This window comes from Paenibacillus sp. V4I5 (genome assembly GCF_030817255.1).
Taxonomy (GTDB): Bacteria; Bacillota; Bacilli; order Paenibacillales; family NBRC-103111; genus Paenibacillus_E.
This window is the reverse complement of record NZ_JAUSZB010000002.1, coordinates 4083013-4104396: the sequence shown is the minus strand read 5'-3', so window position 1 is coordinate 4104396 and position 21384 is coordinate 4083013. Positions and strand designations below refer to the sequence as shown.

The following is a 21384-nucleotide window of genomic DNA, read 5'->3' as shown; positions in this document are numbered from 1 at the left end:
GGATAAACATGCTTAGAGGATTAACGGGGGCTGGACTCGGCAAGCTTGAAAGTAATGAACAATTTATAGAGTTAGCGGCAAAATATGGCTTCGAGGCCGTCGATATCGACGCTCTTGGTTTAGTAGAGAGCTACAGTGTAGATGGGGCACGTGAGCTGCTTCATAAACATGGCCTTGTCATTGGTTCCATCGGTCTGCCGGTTGAATGGCGAGGAACGGAAGAGACTTTCCTTGCAGGCTTGCCGAAGTTGACACAAGCAGCAGCCGCTGCTGCAGCACTTGGATGTACGAGCTGCTGCACGTACGTGTTACCTTCAACAGATTTGGGCGCTGCGCATTTCATGGCGTTAGCTACACGCAGACTGCGTACTTGTGCTCAAATCCTAGGCGCCTACGGCATCCGTCTTGGACTAGAATTCGTTGGTCCGCATCATCTGCGTACCCGCTGGAAGCATCCGTTCATCTGGACGCTGGATGAGACGCTGGATTGGATCGACGCCATTGGCGAGAGCAATGTAGGCTTATTGTTCGACGCGTATCATTGGTACACGAACGGGCTAACGGTGACCGATATTGAGAAGCTTCGTGCCGAGCAGATTGTGCATGTCCACATCAACGACGCACCTGACGTTCCCGTGGATCAAGTACTGGATAACGGACGCTTGTATCCAGGTGAAGGCGTAATCGACTTGGCAGGCTTCCTGCAAGGGCTGCAGCGTATTGGTTATAAGGGGGCTATCTCTCAGGAAATATTGACGGCAACGCCGCCGACAGAGTCCCCCGAGAGCTTAGTTCAACGTTCCAAAGCCGGCTTTGATAAAGTGTATGCGGCAGCTGGGATTTGATTTTGTAACATAGAAGGTAATGGTTAAATAAGAGGGGCTCGCCTTGAGTAGGCTGGCCCTCTTTCTTTTTTATAGCATAGGAGGGCAGCATGGGAAATATCGCGCTAATCACAAACAATATTCAAATAAAGAAGAAGCTGATCCTATCTTATTTATTAGTCGTCTTTGTTCCTGTCTTAACGGTAGGGCTTCTGTTGACGGAATCTTTGAAGGACATGGCAATCGAACATGCCGTGCAGCAGTCTATCAACAATGTTGAGAAAATAAAAAAACAAGTGGAGGAGACACTCAAAATACTGACGGACATTTCTAATAAAGTCTACTTCGATAAACAATTAAAAGCTTTAGTAAGTAAAGAATATGAATCGAACCTTGAAGTATTTCGTGCGTATTCCGAGTATACCGATCTAACCGACTACATGCTTTTATACAAAGAGATTTCCGGAATCCGATTCTACACAATGAATGCAACCTTGCTTGAAAATTGGTCTATTTTTCACTTGAGTACGAGCATGCTTAAAGAACCTTGGTATATGGATGCCATTGAAAACCGCGGCAAAATTGGTTGGTACTATATACCTGATCAAACGAAGCAAGGGCTAAATTATGTAAGTCTTGTAAGGCCTATTTATTATAGCAATATGACCCTCTGCGGTATGTTGGTAATTACTATCAACCCGCAGAACTTGCACGCGACTATTAATCAAGAACCTTTCGAGACCATGATTCTTTCTGATCAAGATGAGGTTCTTGCCGCGAAAGACCAAACCCTTGTCGGCAGCTCGCTTAAGCAGCTCCAGCTAGTCGATTCTTTTGGCAGCCAAGCGATTAAAGTTGAGGATTCGAACTACCAAGGTAAACAAGTGAAAATCATTAATCAATCAATATTCCCAGAAAATAGTAATAATAGCCTTCGTATTATTAGTGTGATTCCATTAGAAACCATATTAAAGGAGTCTCAACACATTAGTTACATCGCGTATTGGATCATATTTAGCAGTCTGCTGTTATCCATATTTTTTATTCTCTTTTTTTCAAGTGCTATGACGAAGCGGATTGGTGTTTTGATCCGAGATATTCGAATGGTAGCCAGGGGGGATTTAACACATAGCTCGGTTGTTCAAGGCAAGGACGAGATCGGACAGCTCTCGCATCATTTTAATCATATGGTAACCAGCATTGATGATCTCATGAAACGGGTCGAGGAAGCTCAGCGAGAGCAGCATGCGCTTGAGCTCAAGCAAAGGGAGATTAAATTTAAAATGCTTGTTAACCAAGTGAATCCACATTTTCTGTTTAATGTACTAGAGACGATTCGAATGAAAGCCGTTTGTCAGGAGGAAGAGGAAATTGCCTACTCTGTTAAGGCGCTTGGAAAGCTTCTTCGTCATAATCTGGAAATTGGGCATGAAGCCGTTTCACTGTTATCCGAGATTGAAATGATACACATCTATTTAGAAATTCAGAAATTCCGATTTGGCGATAAGCTCAATTATGAATTGCCTAATCAGACGGAAGCTGGGGGAATTATGATACTTCCCATGCTTTTACAGCCTATTGTAGAGAATGCCATTATTCATGGTATCGAAAATAAGATCGGAAAAGGGACAGTAAGCGTCCAAATCCAATATGAGGGTTCTACGATTAAACTTAGTGTAAGCGATAACGGGATTGGCATAGAGGCGGATAAATGCAAGGAGATTATGGCTACCCTCCATAATCCAGAGGATGAACAAGGTCAGCGGATTGGTTTGCGCAACGTTCATCAGAGGATCAAACACTACTATGGGGCTGAATATGGATTAGATCTAAGCAGCCACCCCAAATTAGGAACGAGGATCAGTATCATCATACCTATTGGAGGGAAAGAAGATGTATAAACTAATCATAATTGATGATGAACCCATGATTCGTCAAGGATTGAGGAAAATTATTGACTGGAAGTCCTTCGATATTGAGATTTGCGGTGAAACGGATAACGGCTTGGATGGACTTCAGCTGTGTAAGGATATCAATCCTGATGTGGTGATCGTTGATATTAGAATGCCCGGTATGGACGGATTACGGCTTATCGAAGAGGCCAGGCTGCATGGACTACAGAGTGATTTCATCATTTTAAGTGGTTACTCCGAATTTTCCTACGCACAAAAAGCTACTGAATATGGTGTCCGTTGTTATTTACTGAAACCGATTGAGGAGACAGAGCTGCTTACTCGCATAAATGATTTATGTGAGATATGGAAAAAGCGGACCAGAGAACAGGAGCAGCTGCAATCTTCTACACAACTTATTATTCAACATAAGCTTCAACACTTGCTGTTCCGGGAGAGCGTTTCTGATGGAAATGATGAAGAACAAACTCTTTTATCGTCGCATCTCGGGCTTCCGTGGAACACCTACCAAATGATTTTGATCGAATCGGAGCTCCAACAATGGGAGCCTGAGGAGATGACATACCTATCTGAGCATTTAAACAGACATATGATCAAACACCATAGAGGTGTCGTTTTTCCCATTGGAAAGTACATGGGGATATTGTGCGAGGAAATAGATCCTTATTTGGAGCTTGATCTTTATTTATCTGAGGCTCAAGAGGCAATGGACTTGGAGCTAGTTGCTGCCATTGGGCCAAACGTGAACCACTTTAACCAGATAGGTAAGTCATATCAATATGCCTACGAATGGATGAAGAAGAAATTCCTTTCTGAGAGAAAGGGCAGCATTCTTACCCCTCTTCCTGTTCAGGTTCCTGTTATAACCATCGATCTCTCAGCTTTTTCAATTGGGAGTTTTGCCGATCATACCTCAAAAGCGATTGTTGCGGGTAATCAAGACCTGCTATTGGATATATTGACGGATGCTGAATCCGCAATGCTGCAGCTTGGATGGTATGAAAAACAAATCAAAGCCAGCTATATCTCCATGTACGTAGAATTGATAAAGCTCCTAACCGACATAGAGGAACGGATGAAAGCCCATTTGCCTACGTTAAATGAGATCGTTAAGTCTATTGATAATCAGAGAACTATGCAAGATTTACGAGCCTTAGTCGAAAAGGAGCTGCTTGGCATTTGCGAGCACTGGGCTAAAGAAAAAAGAAATAACAACTTCAATAGTATTCTCGATTATATCTCTACGCAATATTGCTCGGAGATCAACTTAGAAATGTTGGCGAAATTATTTCATTACAACAGCTCCTATTTAGGCAAATTGTTTAAAAGTCAGACAGGTGAATCGTTCAATACCTACTTGGATCGGATTCGAATGGATAAAGCCAAGCAGCTACTAATTGATGACTATAGAGTGTATGAAGTAGCTGAAATGGTAGGCTATGCGAATGTCGATTACTTTCACTTGAAATTTAAGAAAGCGATTGGAGAATCACCGACGATGTACCGGGAAAAATGGAAAACAAAAACGTGAACCTGTGTGAAGATAACGCGTTGAATTTCCATTCAATATCTAATTATCAAATGATTCATATCTATTTTTTCGGGTGTTGCAAGCGCTTTATTCCCGTTATATTTGTAGATGTAAGTACGAATATATGACTAAAGGAGCGCAATTAGATGGAAACCAGGAGTCAACCTCATATCGCTGCTTCAATTGGAAGGAAGAAATCAAAGTGGAACACCATCATTGAACAGCGGTATCTATTTCTCATGTCGCTGCCGTTTGCTATTTGGCTTTTCATTTTCAATTACGTTCCTATTTGGGGATGGACGATGGCCTTTCAGAAGTACAAACCTGGTAAATCGTTCAGCGAGCAAACCTGGGTTGGATTCGATAACTTTGTGCAGCTTTTTCAAGAGCCGCACTTCTACCTGGTCTTGCGGAATACGCTTGCTATGAGTTCTATGAGTTTGGTCGTAGGATATACGGTTCCCATTGTGTTCGCTATTTTACTTAATGAAATTCGTCTAATGGCGTTTAAGCGAACGATGCAAACGATCTCCTATTTACCGCATTTTGTATCATGGGTCGTTGTGGCTGGCATCGTAACGAAGATGTTATCAACAGACGGCGGTATCGTTAACGAAATTTTGGTTGGTCTTCATATTATCGATAAACCGATTCAGTTTATGGCGCAAGGACATATGTTCTGGGGCATAGTCACGTTGTCTGATCTCTGGAAAGAGATGGGGTGGAATTCAATTATATATTTAGCTGCAATAGCAGGCATTGATCCGGAGCAATATGAAGCCGCCAAGGTAGACGGAGCTGGGAGATTTCGACGTATGTGGCACATTACGCTCCCTGGGATTCGTCCTACCATTATGGTCATGATGGTACTCTCTATCGGGTGGTTAACCAGCATCGGTTTTGAGAAGCAATATTTGCTCGGTAACGCTATTGTACAAGATTACGCAGAAGTTCTTGATCTTTATGTACTGAACTACGGAATCAAGCTTGCGCGCTTTTCATTCGGTACAGCCGTGGGGATTGTCAATACTATCGTCGCGATTACACTGCTTCTGACGTCTAATTGGTTATTCAAGCGTTGGACAAAAGAAAGCGTTATATAGGAGGCGATAGCTTTGAAGGTTGGAACAGGAAATAAATTAGGGGATGTCACTTTCGAACTATGCTTGTATGTATCTATGGTTATGGTCGGTATCGTAACGATCTATCCGTTTTGGAACATTCTTGCGATCTCTTTCAATGAAGCGATGGATAGTGTTCGAGGTGGCATTTATCTTTGGCCTCGCGTATTCACATGGGAAAACTACAAGCAGATATTTATGTACAACAATCTGATTGTTGCTTTCCAGAATTCCGTGCTTCGCACAGTTATAGGAACCGTACTTGGTGTATTTAGCTCAGCGATGGTTGCTTACGTTTTAAGTCGTAAAGATTTTATTGCCAGAAAGCAAATGTCCTTGATCTTTGTACTTACCTTGTATTTCTCTGGGGGCATAATTCCTGTTTACATGTTAATGAGAGATCTGCATTTAATGAATTCGTTCTGGGTTTATATCTTACCGGGACTTGTCAGTGCATGGAATATATTCATCATCCGTTCTTTCATGGACGGGCTGCCGATCAGTTTACAGGAATCGGCAAAGCTAGAAGGTGCGAACGACATGACGATCTTTTTCAAAATCATATTGCCGCTTTGCAAACCTGTACTCGCGACCATAGCTTTATTTATCGCTGTTGGACAGTGGAATTCATGGTTCGATACATTCTTGTACAATAGTAACTCCGAGCACTTATCTACATTGCAATATGAATTAATGAAAATATTGGCGAACACGACAGCAGGTTCCAACAACGCTGATCTTGCACGAAGCTCAAATCCAGGGATCTCCGCTCAGGTATCACCGGAATCTATACGGGCTTCTATTACAATAGTCGCTACGCTGCCAATTTTGATTGTCTATCCGTTTCTCCAAAAATACTTTGTCAAAGGGTTAACTTTGGGGGCCGTTAAGGCGTGAGCTAGGTGTCATATAAGATTTATTCCATTCGGTATGAACAGGTCATTGATCTGTTACTACATAGGTACCAAATAAGGAGGGCTAAAATGAAGAAGAGCAGAAAAATGGTGGCGTTAACTATGGTTGCTGCATTGGCTTTGACAGGCTGTAGTATGATGAGTGAAAATTCAAAAGACACAGAGACAGTGGCGAATTCGGCCACCAAAGATGACAAGTCTCCAATCACAATAACCATGTTTAGTGCAGATCAAAACACGAACTATGAGAACATGCAAAGCCCGGTCGGCAAAAGGATTACAGAATTAACCGGCGTTACCCTCAAAATCGATTATCCGGTTGGGGATCCGAAACAAAAGGTAGCCCTAATGTCGGCAAGCGGGGAATATCCTGATCTGATTTTTGCGAAAAATGATTCAAATATTATCGCAGATGCTGGCGGGTTCGTTGATCTTGCTCCGCTGATTGATAAATATGGCCCCAATCTCAAAAAACTGTATGGCGATTACTTGAAGCGATTGAAGTGGAGTAAGGATGATAAAGCCATTTACTATCTAGGTACATTCGGTGTCAACGAACAGCAATGGGAGCCTAAAGATGGTTTTCAACTGCAGCATCAGGTTGTCAAAGAACTTGGTTATCCTAAACTAAAAACGCTGAACGATTATGAGAATGCCATTAAAGCCTTTAAAGAAAAACACCCTACAATTGATGGGAAACCGACGTTAGGACTATCGTTACTCGCTGATGATTGGCGGATAGCCCAATCGGTTACGAATCCAGCCGTATTCGCAACCGGAGGTTCTGACGACGGGGAATGGTACATCGATGAGAAAACACAAAAACCGGTGCTCCATTTAACGCGCCCTGAAGAAAAAGAATACTTCAAATGGCTCAATCACATGAATGATATTGGTCTTTTGGATCCAGAAAGCTTTGTTCAGAAATACGATCAATATAAAGCGAAAATTGCTTCCGGTCGTGTGCTCGCTATAATCGATTCCAAATGGCAGTATTCAGAGGCAGAAAAATCTTTGAAGCAAGCAGGAAAAAGTGAACTTACGTATGGCATGTATCCCATTACATTAAATGAAAGCTTTAAGAACAAAAACTTCCAAAGTGCAGGTTACTCAGCGGGTTGGGGTGTTGCCATTTCCAAATCTGCTAAAGATCCGGTGCGTATTATCAAATTCTTGGATTGGTTAGCTTCTGATGAAGCTCAAATTTTAAACAACTGGGGAATTGAAGGAGTTAACTACAAAATCGAGAATGGCAAACGAGTCATTCCGAAGGAAGAAATGGATCAACGTGTGAAGGACCCTCAATATGGGAAGAAAACGGGAATTGGCGTATATGGATATCCATTCTCGCAGCACGGGGATGGTGTGAAGGATCCTTCTGGCCAAACGTATACGATTAAAAGTGAGCAGCAAATTATTGACGGTTATACAACGGTAGAGAAAGAGGTCCTTGCCAAGTACAATGCGAAGATGTGGCAGGATCTTTACCCTAAAGCTTCTGAATTCCCAAGTAAACCTTGGGGGGCTGCTTGGCAAATCAATATTCCTCAAGACACTGATGGTGCAATTATCTTCCAAAAAGCTTTGGAGCTGTCTAGAAAGCGAATTCCGGAACTCATTATGGCGAGTCCGAAAAAGTTCGACGAGTTATGGGAATCGTTCCAAAAAGAACTGGAGCAAGCAGGGGTGAAGAAATTGGAAACGCAATTTGATGCTCTCCTCAAAGAGCGTATTAAGATGTGGAACGAATAGCTTGTAGTTATAGGATGAACGGAGGAGGCTGTCGCTATTGTCAAATAGACGACAGTCTTCTTATTTTGCAACAAAAAAGCGGACCAAATGGAGCCCATTTTCCATTCGACAAAGGTTCCTAAAATCCACCCCTATGGAATGACAACCTTTTTATCCATTTTCTTATAGTATTTTCTTGTCCATAGACACAACACATCATGATTTTAAAGGAGATATCAAAGGGGAAATGGAACAAGAAGACTATATCGCAGAGGCAACCTTCCGTGCTAACATTTCATACCTCATTCAAGCTCAAACGAAAAAGCAAGCCTTAGAACAGGTGGCATACGAATTAGACAAAACCAACATCCAGCTTAGTGAAATTACGCTAGAAAATGAATTAGGGGAATCCAACGTTTTTACGGTTCGAGAAATTGAAAAAATGGATTGGTATGATGTGGATCATACAGAGTGCTGTAACCAATTTAGGGTATTTGGGTGTATGCAGCTGCTTATTATCCTACGGAAACAGAGTGACACTATGAAAGATGTCGAACAAGTAACCTACCATATGTCTCAGTCACTTGTATACGGTAAACCAGTTTTGACGATATCAGAAGGCTATAAGCACATATTTTTAACCGTTTCACAACATAAAATGGAGTGGAAAACCAAGCTTCAGGAGACAGAAACGGAAACGGAAACAGTGCTTTTGAGTAAACTTGCCTAAAAAAAATGAAAGAGAGGATACGATCATGCAAATCAAAAAGAAAAACGACATTGGTGAGATTTTGGACAATTTTTCATCGTTTGCCAAATGGGACGCTTCAGGAGAGAAACTATACCTAGTGTTTGCTGACAACAAACGCGGAGGGCAATGGACTTTGATGAACTACTCGGATGATCGTTTCAGCGTTCATGGACTTGGCCAAGACTATGAAGATGAGAAAGAATCGTTCTTTGAAGAACGTAACAGCGTTGTATCGTTTCTATGGGATAATCGTGCTGCACTCAAAGCAGCGGTCAAACCGACAACCTAGCATTTGGTAGCTAGGATTAGGAGACAAGCAAAGAAGGCAAGGAACCTACCCACTAGGTGCCGAGCCTTCTTTCTTTTTGTCCCGATATTGGCCGGGGGTTAATCCTTCTTGCTTGCGGAACGAACGAATGAAGTTTTGCGAATTGTTATAGCGCAGCTTGGAAGAGATATCCTTGATCGGCATATCGGTTTCGGACAGCCATTTCTTAGCCATATTGAACCGGTAGGTCGACAAGTAGTCGCTGAAGGAACAGTTCGTTTCTTTGCGGAAAATACTGCTCAAATAATTCGCGTTATAATGCAGCCGGGAAGCGCACTCCTCAAGCGTCAGGTCGGTGTCGTAATAGTGCTGCACGAGATCAATAATCTTCTCGGAAATGTTGTGGTACTGGGCATCCTGCCGGTCGCGATAAATGCGAATCAGCGGGTGAATGACCTCTGTCCAGAACCAGTCCTCGATTTCGGCTGTCATATGCAAATTCAGGAGCTCCTCGAAGAGGGACCCTTTGTTCGGATGAATCTGATTCAAGCTGATTCCGGATTCCTGCATCACCATAAGCAGGTTGTTGAGCAGCCGTGCCAATGGAATTTGATATTCTTGCGGTGTTAGTGGAGCCGCGAATACCGCTTGCAGGAGCTGCTTCAGCAGCTCTTTGGACTTATCCTTCTCGGCAAGCTTGATCGCATCAATCAATTCATTTTCGATCGGCTTCGGATAGTTTAAATTCAAGTAATGCTTCCCTGAGTTAATATTTTCATATTGAATGATGATGCCCTCACCCAGCTTAATGCGATGCTTCAAAGCCTCCAGACCTTCCCGATAGGCAATCGACATCTGCGAGAAAGCTTGAATCGGGAGGCTCATCCCAATGCTAACGTGGAGATTCAGGAAGCTATAGATATGCTGCTGCATCTGCTCGGTTAGTGCATATACCGTATCGCGAAAGGCAGCTTCTTCGCTATCGGCACTTCCAATCAAGGTGACCACGGTCTGGTCAATAATGATGGGAGCGAGACGCTGGTGCGAAGGAATCAGTTCCTCGATCATATTGTGCACAGCGAAGAGCAGCAGCTCCATATCCCGTTTTTCGTAACGCGTATTGTCGATTGAATCGATCTGCATCGTGATCACAGACATCGTTTTCCACTCTTCAATGTGCTTGTTATAGCCGAACTGTGCCAACTTCTCCAGCAGCTCGCTCTGTTTGATATGCCCTTGAAAAGCCTTGATTAAGAAAAATGTCCGTACCTGGCCGATATGCTGGTGGACTTCTCTTTCCAGTTGGGACTTCGATTGGAACAAGGTATGGACATGCTCGCTGATCATTTGGAACTCGTTGGCCTTCCGCTTCTGATTCACGGTCACAAGCCCTCCGATTTGGTTCAAAAGGAGCTGGATCGGCGAATACATTTTGCGCGAGCCAATCCAAGCCAAGACCATGGAGAGTAGCAGCATCAGGACGCATACATAGATCGTATAGGTTCCGATTTTACTTGATTCCTTTGTCAGACTGTCGATGGAGGTTAAGGATAAATAGGTCCAGTTGTTGAGATTTGAACGCAGGAAGCTGACGGAATAAGGCTTCTCGTTAATATCCGCTGAGAACTGGCCCATTGGCGCCTCTAACTGCTTCAAATCTGTAAGCCCAGCTTCCGTAATGGATTTACCGATGAGGCTTGCATCCGGATGCATGAGAATCCGATTTTGTTCATCCATAATCAGGATGTCATCCAGATGCTCGGTATCATTTTTAATCAGATCCTGCAGGCTGCAGGCAGGAATGTTAGCCAGAGCCAAGCCATATTTCTCCAGGCCGGTGGTGGGCAGCTTTTTAACTAGAGAAATACTGTACTCACAGGTAACGCTTCGCGCATTTTCTTCCGTGAAAAACCACTTGGATGGATTAAGTGTCCATACACTGTTCTCCTGCGTGTTCATCAAGGTCATAAGCTTATCGTGATAAGGGTAGCTGTCATAACGGTACAAGCCCGAATTCTTGATCATCCAGTTTTCCCTGGCATTGATCAAGATGACATCTTCCAGCTTGGTATCAAAAGATTGCATATATCGAATTTCGCTGCGCAGATCATCATACATCATGAAATCGTTTACAGTTAGGGGCATATCCATCGCCTTTTTGAGCACGGTAGAGTTGATGACCTGATTAAGTGTATGGTTGACAGTCGTTAATTTCTGCTCTACATTGGAGTTGATTTGGGTGATCAGCTGCATTTTACCTTCGTTGACATTCTTTTGAATTTCGCTCGACGAGGTGACGAAGGCGAAAGCACCGATGAAGATAACGGGCAGCGTGCTGAGCAGGAACCCAAATATGGTCATTTTGCTAAGGAAACTTAAAGAGCGCATCGCGTCCAACACCTATCTATCTTGAGGATGATCATTCAGACTATCTATGTATTGTAGTCAAGACGGGCGTTAAGAGCAATAATCATCTGGGTGACGGATAATCATTTTCTCTGATTCTGACTACAAAACACTGCTGCTATAAGGGGGAAGCTCTCATGAGAACAAGTTTATATGGCAAGGGTTTCAAACTTTTTGGTCTCTTTTTGATAGGGCTGTTGATGGTTGCTTTGATCAGTGCTTGTCAGAAGAATAGCTCGAAAAAGACAGATGATGTAAACGGCAACCGTCCCGTTATATCAATCATGGCACCGCTTCATTTTCCGCATCCGCCCATCCCTGAACTCGTTCAGGAAATTGAGAGTCGCACACAAACGAAGCTGGAATTGAACTGGGTTCCGGACGGCATATATACCGATAAAATGAACACCGCGCTCACCACAAACTCTTTGAAAAAAGCAACCTATGTAAAATATACGGACTATATGCTGATGAAAAATTCGATCCGTTCCGGCGCGTTCTGGGATATTGGACCTTACTTGGCGGCGTATCCGAATCTGAAACAGCTGAACAAGGAAATTTTGGGACAGGCAGCTGTCGATGGCAAAATCTATGGCTTGTACACCGAGCGGCCCTCCTCTCGTCAGGGCATTATTATTCGTGAGGATTGGCTGAACAATCTGAAGCTGGCTAAGCCGACGAATCTGGATGAGCTGTATCAGGTATTAAAAGCTTTCACGTTCGGCGATCCTGATCTGAATGGCAAGGTAGATACCATCGGTCTGACGGACCGGAATGATTTGGTGTTTGGCGCGTTCAAAACGATCAGCTCTTATTTCGGTACTCCGAATAACTGGGGTACTGATGGCACTGGGAAGCTAGTACCTGAGTTCGAAACCCAGGCCTACGTGGACACGATGAGCTATATGAAGAAACTGTATGATGAGAAGCTGATTAATGCCGATTTCGCAGTCACCAGTAAGGAAGTTCAGCGCGATAAACTCATTCGCGGCATTGCGGGCGTCTATATTGGCAGCATGCAGGACGTGCAGCGTCTTTCAGATGAAGCTCAGCGCATGAATCCGAAGGTGAAACTCACGCTCGTGAACCATATCGAAGGCCCAATGGGTTTTAAAATTTGGTCGATTCCCAATTATAGTGCGCTTTACCTGTTCTCGAAAAAAGCGATTCGTACCGAAGCGGAATTGAAGCAGGTGCTGCAATTTTTCGATCGTTCGATGGATAAAGATGTCGCCAACTTGATGAAGTACGGGCTGGAGGGGCGTCATTACAAAGCCAAAGGGGATCAAGTTCAACTCTCGGAAGAGACCTCGAAACTCCGTGTGAATGAGGTGAATGCGCTATATGCACTCATGATTGCCGATCTGAACAATCCGAAGGTCATGCGCGTTTCGGAGAGCGAGTCTCTGTCACAGCTCGCGGACCGGCTGAGCTTGGACAACGAGAAAAACGTCGTCAAAGACCCGACCGTTGGTCTGGAGTCGAAGACCTACGACGAGCGAGGCGTCGAATTGTACAAAATTGTATCTGACGCTACGTACAATTACATCTTGGGGAAACTGGACAAAGCCGCATTCCAGCAAGAAATTGAGCGCTGGAAGCGAAATGGCGGCGGTCAGATGATAAGAGAGTACAACGAGGCTTATGGTAAGCGAGGTTGAGGTTGGAGTAGATGGGGAAGATGGGAAAACCGCTGGCGCTTGTGCGCGGCGGTTTTTTGCTTTTGGTGAGCTGCTGGAGGAGCAGTGCAGCTATGGGGGGAGGCCCGGGCTAGGCGGAGGCGATGTTTTTCATCGTTAAAGTAGCTTATGAGCGCGTATGAGTCAGTGTAACGATGAAAAAAATCGCTAAAGTAGCAGGAAGAATGCATAATCATCTCCCCGACCGATAATCATCATCTCACATCCCATGCCAAATAAGGTCTAAATGAGTAAATGATTATTTCGGCACCTCCCTGCGGCCGTGTAGTGTGGAATTTGTAGCACACAACAATTTCGCGGAGGTCTAATCAATATGAAGAGAAAATTAGTCTCGATTCCACTTAGCGTTCTGCTCGTTTCCAGCTTTGCGCTGGCTGCTTGCGCAGACGGGGGGAAGTCAACTCCCGCAGCTACGACTGGTGTGGTGGAGTCGCCTAAAGCAACGGCAGACAACAAACCGACGGCGATCACGATTATGGCACCGCTGAACACAGCGCAAACGCCGCCAGATACGATCATTAAAGAACTCGAAAAGTTAACGAACACAAAGTTAACGTATCAGTTTTTTCCGGCGGATACGTATGAGGAGAAGCTGAATACAACGTTTGCTACAGGCGCACTGCCGCAAGTCACTTACCTGAAAAACCAGGCGACATTTATTCAGATGAAATCGGCTATTCGTGACGGACAATTCTGGGAAATTGGTCCTCTGCTGAAGGACTTCCCGAACCTGAGTAAATTGAAATCCACGACCAATGATAATACGAAAGTGGATGGCAAGCTTTACACGCTATATCGCGGTGTAGACATTGCTCGTCAAGGTCTCATCTACCGGAAAGATTGGGCGGATAAGCTGGGACTGAAGCCACCTGCAACAACCGAGGATTTGTATGCCATGATGAAGGCGTTCACTGAAAATGATCCTAACGGAAACGGCAAAAAGGATACTATCGGCTTAACGGATCGTAATGATCTCATTTACGGATCATTCAAAACCGTTGCCACTTGGTTCGGCGTACCGAACAATTGGGGTCTTAAAGATGGCAAGCTGCAGCCTGAGTTCATGTTCCCCGAATATGTAGCGACAATGGATTACTACAAGAAGCTGCGTGATGGTGGACTTATCAACAAAGACTTCGCGGCTACAAGTAAAACGGATCAGCAAAAGCTGTTCACCAATGGTACAGCTGGTATGTACATCGGAGCGATGACGGATGTTTCGTCTCTAAACAAGGATTTAATTAAAAACGTGCCTACAGCAGTGGTAGATGTGCATAGTATGGTCGCTGGGCCAGGCGGTAAATTCGCAGCATGGGCACTTCCCGGATATGCGAACGTCGTTCTGTTCCCGAAATCCGCTACGAAAACAGAAGCTGAGTTAAAGAAGATCCTTGCATACTTTGACAAAATGATGACGCCCGAAGTTGCCAACGTTGCAAACTGGGGCATTAAAGATGCTAACTACAGCGTAATCGACAACAAAGCGAAGAAGCTGGATGAAGAAAAGTGGACACGTGAAGTTAAGCCTTTCACGGACGCGGCTATTGGTGATGAAGATACTTCCGGCAGATACTTGGGTATTCCTACGATTCCAGCTCAAGGTAAGGCAGACGAACTTAAGATTGCCAATTTGAAGTTTGCTGTGCAGGATCCGGTAGCTGCTCTGGATTCGAAAACGAACCAGGAGAAAGGCCCTCAACTGCAAGAAGTGATCAAAGATGCAACGAATAAATATATCTACGGCACGATCGATAAGGCTGGTTTTGATAAGGCTATTGAAGATTGGAAGAGTCGTGGAGGCAGCAAAATTATTGAGGAATACAACGCTGTTTATAAAAAATAATGTGATAGCAGTGAACATGCAGGTTGAAAAGCGGGAAAGGCTGCTGTGTCATCAGTAGCAGTCTTTTCTTTATGAATGAATCACCCGGAAAGGAAGAAGTCGTATGCAGGAAGTGAATGCAGCACAACGTGTGGTGGCTAGGAAACAAAGCAGTGAGATGGGTAGACGTATATGGAAAAATAAATGGATCTATGTCATGCTGCTGCCCGGAGTCTTATATTTTCTCGTTTTTAAATATATCCCTATGTACGGGCTTATCATTTCGTTTCAGAATTATAAACCGTTTAAAGGGATTAGCGGGAGTGAATGGGTAGGTTTCGAACATTTTCAGCGATTATTTACAGAGCCTGATTTCTTGAATATTTTAAGCAATACGTTAATTTTATTCGGCATGAATCTCTTGTTTTATTTCCCAGTTCCGATTCTTTTAGCGCTTATGCTGAATGAGGTCAAAGGGGATCTTTTCAAAAAAACGTTTCAAACGATTGTCTATTTGCCACACTTTATGTCCTGGGTGATTATCGTCTCGATCAGCTTCGTTATGCTGACCATGGACGGCGGTATTATTAATGATATTATTGAGTATTTTGGATTCGAAAAGATTAATTTCTTGTTGGCTCCGGAGTGGTTTAGACCCACTTATATTCTTCAAGTGATCTGGAGAGAAGCAGGCTGGGGTACGATTATTTATCTGGCGGCGATTGCTTCCATTGATCCTGGGCTGTATGAAGCTGCGCGTATGGATGGTGCAGGACGAATTCGACAAATGTGGCATATAACATTGCCTGCTATACGCAGTGTGATCATAGTCTTGTTAATATTGAAAATTGGCGATGTTCTCGAACTCGGTTTTGAACATGTCTACTTGCTGCTTAACTCAATGAACCGAAATGTTGCTGAGATCATTGATACTTATGTATATACGGCAGGGTTAAAACAAGGCCAGTTCAGTTACAGTGCTGCGATCGGATTGTTTAAATCGTTTATCGGACTTGCTTTGGTTATGATTGTTAATCGAATCGCGAAGAAGATGGGCGAGGAAGGCGTTTATTAAGGTAAGAACAGGAGGGAGACACCATGGTTGAAGATAAAACGTTAGGCGGCAGAATGTTTGGCATTATCAATTATTTGTTATTAACGATTATTGGCTTAATTACACTGATCCCTTTTGTCCACGTCGTGGCAGGTTCGTTTACGACAAGTGCGGAAATGGCAGCCAAGAAATTTGTCATCATTCCGACGGACTGGAGCATAGAAGCCTATCGATTTATTTTCTCGACAAACACGATTTTCAAAGCAATGGGCGTATCGATTGGCACCACACTTATGGGAACGATCATCAGTATGTTTATCACCGCTTTGATGGCGTACGGTTTGTCCCGTAAAGATGTGGATGGCAGAAAAGTCATTATGTTTCTGGTTGTATTTACAATGCTGTTTCACGGTGGTTTGGTTCCGACGTTCCTCGTTGTGAAGGAATTGGGCATGATCGACACATATGCTTCGTTGATTCTTCCAACTGCCATTAGTGCATTTAATTTAATCATTTTGAAAAATTTCTTTCAAAACATCCCAGAGGGACTCGAAGAGTCTGCCAAGATCGATGGATGCAGTGATTTTGGTATTTTGTTTCGCATTGTGCTGCCCTTATCAATGCCAGCAATCGCAACGATCTCCTTATTCTACGCCGTCACGTATTGGAACACGTATCTTAGCGCGATTCTTTACTTGAATGAGAGTGCAAAGTGGCCGATTCAGGTCCTCCTCAGACAAATTGTCGTGCTCGCCAGCGGGATGGATGTCAGTGCGGATTTGGATAGTGTCACACCGCCTCCTGCACAATCGATTAAGATGGCTGTTATCGTCGTTGCAACTCTACCGATCTTGTGTGTGTATCCGTTCTTGCAAAAGCACTTTGCTAAAGGGGCTATGATCGGTTCCATTAAGGGATAAGGAAGAATTTCCATTAATACAAAAATCAGTATAGGAATAGAGAGGGAAATTAAAATGACTCGAAATTCAATTAAATCACCGATCGAATGGGCACGAGCTGCCTGCGATTCAATTATGAGTACTTACACCCCTATGGAGCTCCCGCCTGCTGAGCGGTGGCATTACCACCAAGGTGTTTTCTTATGCGGCATGGAAATGTTGTGGGAGGTTGAACAAGATGATCGCTATGACGCCTACATTCAGGCGTATGTCGATGGTTTGATTGACGAAAACGGCAATCTATATTTCGCACGGGATGAGTTGGATGCGGTTCAAGCGGGACTTTTGTTGTTCCGATTGGAAAAGCAGACAGGACACAGCAAATACCGGATTGCTGCGGATAAGCTGAGAAACTTGCTGAACACGCTGAATCTCACCTCGGAGGGCGGTTACTGGCATAAAGATAAATATGCCTACAACATGTGGTTGGACGGTTTATATATGGCAGGTGTCTTCTCATTGAAATATGCGAATGCTTACGGAGATATCGCATTGCGCTCCACGGTGCTGCATCAAGAGAAGCTGATGCGCAAATATATGAAAGACGAAGAAACAGGGCTGCTGTACCATGCCTGGGACGAAAGTCGTAAGATGCCATGGGCGAATGCGGAAACCGGCTGTTCACCGGAATTTTGGGGCCGCTCACTCGGCTGGTATGGCCTAGCGGTTACACAATTCCTTGATGAGCTCCCAGCGGACGAACCAGGGCGCGAAGATCTAGTTAACTCGCTGCGTGATTTCGTTCATGCGTTGATTCGTTATCAGGATGCGGAGAGCGGATTGTGGTATCAAATCGTTGACAAGGGTGATCAGCCCGATAACTGGTTGGAGACATCCTGTACGAATCTGTTCGTATACACGATTGCCAAAGCAATTAAGCACGGGGTTGTCGGCCAAGAGTGTGTGAACGCAGCAGTGAAGGGATATGAAGGACTGATCCGAACCTTACAGTTCGACGAGCAGGAGCGGGTGATATTACCACTCATCTGTATCGGGACATCAGCTGGCGATTATGAGAACTATGTGACTCGTCCGACTAGTGAGAACGACCTGCATGGCGTTGGCGCATTCGTGATGGCGTGTGTAGAAATGGAGTCACTCATGAAGTGAGAATTCTAAAAGCTTAAATTGAGTTTTGTACTAAAAGGCTGGACACATATTTGTGTTCAGCCTTATTTTTAATAATTTTTGTAAATCGTTATTGGCTTTGTCGTAAATTAGGATCTTTGTGCGATATTGACTTTTGGTGAAAGTAAGCTGCTCCCAGTAACAAACTAGGTATTACAAATTGTAAGGGAATATGAACATAGGTCATGTTAAATTTAAAACCTATAGCTAGGTGATCGGCATATGTTTTGGTCATGATATGACCAAGAGGGGCAATAATCGCTGCAATCGGAATAAGAACGTAGCGGTAACTTTTCAAATGAAATAAATGAGCTGTTCCAACTGCGGCACCATAGATGAAAACACCAACTTTGAAAAATCCCCCTGCTACCATTAGCAGAATAACTACGGCATCGATCCGCTCGAGAAAATCAGCCACCGAGGCCATTCGTATCGTTGATAAAAGAGGATAATTTAACATACTGTACAACTGAGGTCCAAGAACGGAGATCATACCTACTATATTAAGGGATAATAAAACGCCTGCTGTCAAAACTGCAACCATCCCCACCTTTTTAAGCTTTGCATGATCTTTTAACGTCGGCCAAATCATCGTGAATACAACTAATTCCCCAAAAGGAAGACTGGTAAGGGCTGGGAATGATTCCTTCCATACGTTTTTTATTCCTGTACCGAGTACAGGTGTAAGCTGTTTCAGGTCAACTACTCCTGAAGCATAAACGATGATCCATGTGCTAAGGGATATGATCAGAACACCGGGAACCACCATTTCTGCCATACGTCCAAACACTTCGAAACCACCGCGGAGCGTATAAATAATTACGGCTACAAAACTGGCAAGAATAAAAATTTCTGGGGTTCCAACTAAAATTGTAGATATCATAAGATCTGAGAAATCTCGACTGATTCTTGCAGCTTGAGATGTGAAATAAATTATATAAGTGATACTGAGCGGATATCCAATGTACTTACCAGAAATTTTTTGAATGATTTGGATCAAGGACTCATTTGGATAATACCCAGATAATTTGGTATAGACGGACATTAAAATAAGCCCCAACACCATGCCTATTAATACGGCGAGCCAAGCATCTTGTTTAGCTTCCGCTCCTAACGCAAAAATGACAGCACTTCCTATTTCAAAAGCTAACATCATAAGAAAGAGTTGTTTGATACCTATTTTCTCTTGATTCATATCGCCCTCACCTTTTACCAAGTCATCCTATTTTGTTTGAATTAGATATCATTATTAGCGTTCGCTTTCTTTTTAAACGAAAGTGTTAGGAATTAGGTATTATTTACCTTCATTTGTCGAAAGATAATAGTTGGAAATTGCAAATAGAACAACTCGCTTGTTAGAGGAGAAATGATGAAGAATATTCGTAATTTATTTTTTCCCGCCGTGCTCATCACTTTTATTGGATGGTGTATGTATTTCTACTTACAGGAAATTACGTCGAAATTATTAGTTCATCTCCATTTGTATAGTTACACTATTTTGGAAATGCTGTTGGCCGCAATGGGAGCTTTCTACATGGTCATTATGATTGTTATGTTGATCGGTTATCTTTTCGTAATGGTGGTGAAAAAATAAAGGCTTAATAGTGAGGGGGATTTAGCATGGGAAAAGGGTCCTTAGGTTGGTTGAAAAGTTTAATGGCTTCTAAACGAATGCCCGCGAACTTTCTCGAACCATCATCTACAATCCTTACGGAACCATTGAAAAGTGATCCACTTAGCACGAATCTTTTACAGAATGTAGGACAATTGAAAACGATCTTTGATCGTTCTTCTGATATTGTGTTTAGGGATTTTCAATTGGGTGAGACGCAACAAGGGACGCTTCTTTTTTTGGACGGCCTTGTCAATATGAAATTGATTGATGATGATGTCATAAAACCTCTATTGGAATACGGGAAAAATAGTTTGACACAACCTATATTTCGTTCTGAGGAAATGGAAAATTTGATTCGGAATCAAGTTATTTCTGCTGCACAGGTAAGCAGCGGGACCAATTTTCAAGATGTGATAGATCATGTGCTGTCCGGGGATACCGCATTGATTATTGACGGTGCAGAACGGGCCTTATTCGTCAGTGCAAGAGAATGGGAGTCCCGTGCGGTTGAAGAACCAGCAACAGAAGCGGTGATCCGCGGTCCTAGGGACGGATTTACAGAAAACCTGCGGACCAATACCAGTCTCATTCGCAGGAGATTGAAAACCCCCCAGCTAAAAATGGAAGCGATGAAAGTAGGACGGTTATCAAGAACGGAGCTCGTCATTACTTACTTGGATCATATTGCTGATGAAGCTCTGGTGGCGGAAGTTCGTGAAAGAATCGGCAGGATTGACATCGATGCGATTCTCGAGAGCGGATATATCGAGGAATTAATTGAAGACACTCCGAGTTCCATTTTCCCTCAGGTGCAGAGTACGGAAAGACCGGATAAAGTCGTTGGAAATTTATTGGAAGGGAAAGTAGCGATTATCATCGATAATACGCCTTTCGCCCTGTATGTTCCGGTTACTTTTTATGAAATGATGCAGGCGAGTGAAGATTATTATGGGCGCTTTATGATTTCTACGGCGATCCGCTGGATACGCTTTTTGTTCTTGGTGATTGCCTTGTTTTTGCCATCTCTCTATATTGCTTTATTAACATTTCATCAGGAATTGGTTCCGTCAACCCTGTTATACAGTGTGGCTTCTTCCCGTGAAACGGTCCCCTTTCCAGCTATTGTCGAAGCCTTGCTAATGGAAGTAGCCTTTGAAGGATTGCGGGAAGCTGGTGTGCGTTTGCCTAGGCCGGTAGGACAGTCGGTGAGTATTGTCGGAGCTTTGGTCATTGGTCAGGCCGCTGTTCAGGCGGGCATTGTTTCCGCACCCATGGTTATTGTCGTATCCATCACCGGTATCGCTTCTTTTATCATTCCCAGCTTCAGCCAGGCGGTCGCGATCAGATTGCTGCGTTTTCCCATGATGTTTTTAGCGGGATCACTGGGATTATATGGCATACTATTAGGCATATTGTTTATCATGAGCCATATGTGCCGCCTTCGCTCATTCGGCATGCCCTATTTGTCACCTTTGGCCCCTTTACATTTTGGTGACTTTAAAGATGTGCTTGTACGGGCGCCTTGGTGGAGTATGACGAATCGACCGGAAGAAGGCGCAAAAAGAAACCCGCAGCGAATGAAAAGGTCCATGCGTCCCGGTCAGCCGAACCGCAAGGAGTAGGATTTTCTACGGAAGGGTAATGTTG

At 43.7% G+C, this 21384-nt stretch carries 18 protein-coding genes; 16 read left to right on the top strand and 2 right to left on the bottom strand.

Features of this window, described 5'->3' with window-relative positions; all coding sequences use genetic code 11:
* The first annotated feature begins 8 nt into the window (after positions 1 to 8).
* The 8 genes from QFZ78_RS20465 (at position 9) to QFZ78_RS20430 (ending at position 9074) form a co-directional block, all read left to right on the top strand.
* Complete coding sequence (locus tag QFZ78_RS20465) at positions 9 to 845, top strand: sugar phosphate isomerase/epimerase family protein (protein WP_307550338.1); 837 nt, start codon at positions 9 to 11, stop codon at positions 843 to 845.
* A gap of 89 nt (positions 846 to 934) precedes the next feature.
* Positions 935 to 2725: a sensor histidine kinase gene (locus tag QFZ78_RS20460; RefSeq protein ID WP_307550337.1), complete on the top strand. Its 1791-nt coding sequence runs from the start codon at positions 935 to 937 to the stop codon at positions 2723 to 2725.
* The gene (locus QFZ78_RS20455) at positions 2718 to 4268 is read left to right on the top strand and encodes a response regulator transcription factor (RefSeq protein ID WP_307550336.1); all 1551 of its coding nucleotides are present in this window, start codon (positions 2718 to 2720) and stop codon (positions 4266 to 4268) included. Before QFZ78_RS20460 ends, QFZ78_RS20455 begins: the two co-directional genes overlap by 8 nt.
* Before the next feature lie 146 nt (positions 4269 to 4414).
* A complete protein-coding gene (locus QFZ78_RS20450) occupies positions 4415 to 5371 on the top strand; it encodes an ABC transporter permease (RefSeq protein WP_307550335.1) in 957 nt (318 codons plus the stop codon).
* Positions 5372 to 5446: 75 nt separating this feature from the next.
* Positions 5447 to 6286, top strand: a complete 840-nt coding sequence (locus tag QFZ78_RS20445) for a carbohydrate ABC transporter permease (RefSeq protein ID WP_307555812.1) — start codon at positions 5447 to 5449, stop codon at positions 6284 to 6286.
* A gap of 86 nt (positions 6287 to 6372) precedes the next feature.
* A complete protein-coding gene (locus QFZ78_RS20440; protein ID WP_307550333.1) occupies positions 6373 to 8055 on the top strand; it encodes an ABC transporter substrate-binding protein in 1683 nt (560 codons plus the stop codon).
* Positions 8056 to 8281: 226 nt separating this feature from the next.
* Entirely contained in the window at positions 8282 to 8764 is a 483-nt protein-coding gene (locus QFZ78_RS20435; RefSeq protein ID WP_307550331.1) for a hypothetical protein, read from the top strand.
* Between the two features lie 25 nt (positions 8765 to 8789).
* Positions 8790 to 9074, top strand: a complete 285-nt coding sequence (locus QFZ78_RS20430) for a hypothetical protein (RefSeq protein WP_307550329.1) — start codon at positions 8790 to 8792, stop codon at positions 9072 to 9074.
* Between the two features lie 45 nt (positions 9075 to 9119).
* Here QFZ78_RS20430 and QFZ78_RS20425 read toward each other — a convergent pair whose 3' ends face one another.
* On the bottom strand, positions 9120 to 11441 hold the full coding sequence (locus QFZ78_RS20425) for an AraC family transcriptional regulator (RefSeq protein ID WP_307550328.1): 2322 nt from the start codon (positions 11439 to 11441) through the stop codon (positions 9120 to 9122).
* Between the two features lie 155 nt (positions 11442 to 11596).
* On the opposite strand from QFZ78_RS20425, the gene QFZ78_RS20420 reads away from it, so the two are divergent.
* The 6 genes from QFZ78_RS20420 to QFZ78_RS20395 all read left to right on the top strand — a co-directional run bounded on the left by QFZ78_RS20420 (position 11597) and on the right by QFZ78_RS20395 (position 18104).
* The gene (locus tag QFZ78_RS20420; RefSeq protein ID WP_307550326.1) at positions 11597 to 13120 is read left to right on the top strand and encodes an extracellular solute-binding protein; all 1524 of its coding nucleotides are present in this window, start codon (positions 11597 to 11599) and stop codon (positions 13118 to 13120) included.
* Positions 13104 to 13259, top strand: coding sequence for a hypothetical protein (locus QFZ78_RS20415; RefSeq protein ID WP_307550325.1), 156 nt, complete (start codon positions 13104 to 13106; stop codon positions 13257 to 13259). The genes QFZ78_RS20420 and QFZ78_RS20415 overlap by 17 nt, the downstream gene beginning before the upstream one ends.
* A gap of 213 nt (positions 13260 to 13472) precedes the next feature.
* On the top strand, positions 13473 to 15002 hold the full coding sequence (locus QFZ78_RS20410; RefSeq protein WP_307550324.1) for an extracellular solute-binding protein: 1530 nt from the start codon (positions 13473 to 13475) through the stop codon (positions 15000 to 15002).
* Between the two features lie 103 nt (positions 15003 to 15105).
* Positions 15106 to 16056 (top strand): ABC transporter permease, encoded by a 951-nt coding sequence (locus QFZ78_RS20405; RefSeq protein WP_307550323.1) that lies wholly within the window; start codon positions 15106 to 15108, stop codon positions 16054 to 16056.
* Positions 16057 to 16079: 23 nt separating this feature from the next.
* Positions 16080 to 16955 carry a carbohydrate ABC transporter permease gene (locus tag QFZ78_RS20400; protein WP_307550321.1) on the top strand — a complete coding sequence of 292 codons (876 nt, stop codon included), beginning with the start codon at positions 16080 to 16082 and terminating at the stop codon, positions 16953 to 16955.
* Between the two features lie 54 nt (positions 16956 to 17009).
* Positions 17010 to 18104 carry a glycoside hydrolase family 88/105 protein gene (locus tag QFZ78_RS20395; protein ID WP_307550319.1) on the top strand — a complete coding sequence of 365 codons (1095 nt, stop codon included), beginning with the start codon at positions 17010 to 17012 and terminating at the stop codon, positions 18102 to 18104.
* 88 nt (positions 18105 to 18192) lie between these two features.
* On the opposite strand, the gene QFZ78_RS20390 is transcribed toward QFZ78_RS20395, so the two are convergent.
* Positions 18193 to 19317, bottom strand: a complete 1125-nt coding sequence (locus QFZ78_RS20390; protein ID WP_307550317.1) for a GerAB/ArcD/ProY family transporter — start codon at positions 19315 to 19317, stop codon at positions 18193 to 18195.
* A gap of 171 nt (positions 19318 to 19488) precedes the next feature.
* Between QFZ78_RS20390 and QFZ78_RS20385 the strand changes: the two genes are divergently transcribed.
* Together QFZ78_RS20385 and QFZ78_RS20380 are read left to right on the top strand one after the other, a co-directional pair.
* A complete protein-coding gene (locus QFZ78_RS20385) occupies positions 19489 to 19716 on the top strand; it encodes a hypothetical protein (RefSeq protein WP_307550315.1) in 228 nt (75 codons plus the stop codon).
* 26 nt (positions 19717 to 19742) lie between these two features.
* On the top strand, positions 19743 to 21359 hold the full coding sequence (locus QFZ78_RS20380) for a spore germination protein (protein ID WP_307550312.1): 1617 nt from the start codon (positions 19743 to 19745) through the stop codon (positions 21357 to 21359).
* The last annotated feature ends 25 nt before the right edge of the window (positions 21360 to 21384 follow it).

Bases quoted from the DNA above. Each gene is read 5' to 3' on its own strand.
- QFZ78_RS20465 (WP_307550338.1), top strand. From the start codon at position 9: ATGCTTAGAGGATTAACGGGGGCTGGACTCGGCAAGCTTGAAAGTAAT.
- QFZ78_RS20415 (WP_307550325.1), top strand. From the start codon at position 13,104: ATGGTAAGCGAGGTTGAGGTTGGAGTAGATGGGGAAGATGGGAAAACC.
- QFZ78_RS20440 (WP_307550333.1), top strand. From the start codon at position 6,373: ATGAAGAAGAGCAGAAAAATGGTGGCGTTAACTATGGTTGCTGCATTG.
- QFZ78_RS20405 (WP_307550323.1), top strand. From the start codon at position 15,106: ATGCAGGAAGTGAATGCAGCACAACGTGTGGTGGCTAGGAAACAAAGC.
- QFZ78_RS20430 (WP_307550329.1), top strand. From the start codon at position 8,790: ATGCAAATCAAAAAGAAAAACGACATTGGTGAGATTTTGGACAATTTT.
- QFZ78_RS20390 (WP_307550317.1), bottom strand. From the start codon at position 19,317: ATGAATCAAGAGAAAATAGGTATCAAACAACTCTTTCTTATGATGTTA.
- QFZ78_RS20445 (WP_307555812.1), top strand. From the start codon at position 5,447: ATGGTTATGGTCGGTATCGTAACGATCTATCCGTTTTGGAACATTCTT.
- QFZ78_RS20425 (WP_307550328.1), bottom strand. From the start codon at position 11,441: ATGCGCTCTTTAAGTTTCCTTAGCAAAATGACCATATTTGGGTTCCTG.
- QFZ78_RS20395 (WP_307550319.1), top strand. From the start codon at position 17,010: ATGACTCGAAATTCAATTAAATCACCGATCGAATGGGCACGAGCTGCC.
- QFZ78_RS20450 (WP_307550335.1), top strand. From the start codon at position 4,415: ATGGAAACCAGGAGTCAACCTCATATCGCTGCTTCAATTGGAAGGAAG.
- QFZ78_RS20380 (WP_307550312.1), top strand. From the start codon at position 19,743: ATGGGAAAAGGGTCCTTAGGTTGGTTGAAAAGTTTAATGGCTTCTAAA.
- QFZ78_RS20420 (WP_307550326.1), top strand. From the start codon at position 11,597: ATGAGAACAAGTTTATATGGCAAGGGTTTCAAACTTTTTGGTCTCTTT.
- QFZ78_RS20455 (WP_307550336.1), top strand. From the start codon at position 2,718: ATGTATAAACTAATCATAATTGATGATGAACCCATGATTCGTCAAGGA.
- QFZ78_RS20410 (WP_307550324.1), top strand. From the start codon at position 13,473: ATGAAGAGAAAATTAGTCTCGATTCCACTTAGCGTTCTGCTCGTTTCC.
- QFZ78_RS20400 (WP_307550321.1), top strand. From the start codon at position 16,080: ATGGTTGAAGATAAAACGTTAGGCGGCAGAATGTTTGGCATTATCAAT.
- QFZ78_RS20460 (WP_307550337.1), top strand. From the start codon at position 935: ATGGGAAATATCGCGCTAATCACAAACAATATTCAAATAAAGAAGAAG.
- QFZ78_RS20435 (WP_307550331.1), top strand. From the start codon at position 8,282: ATGGAACAAGAAGACTATATCGCAGAGGCAACCTTCCGTGCTAACATT.
- QFZ78_RS20385 (WP_307550315.1), top strand. From the start codon at position 19,489: ATGATGAAGAATATTCGTAATTTATTTTTTCCCGCCGTGCTCATCACT.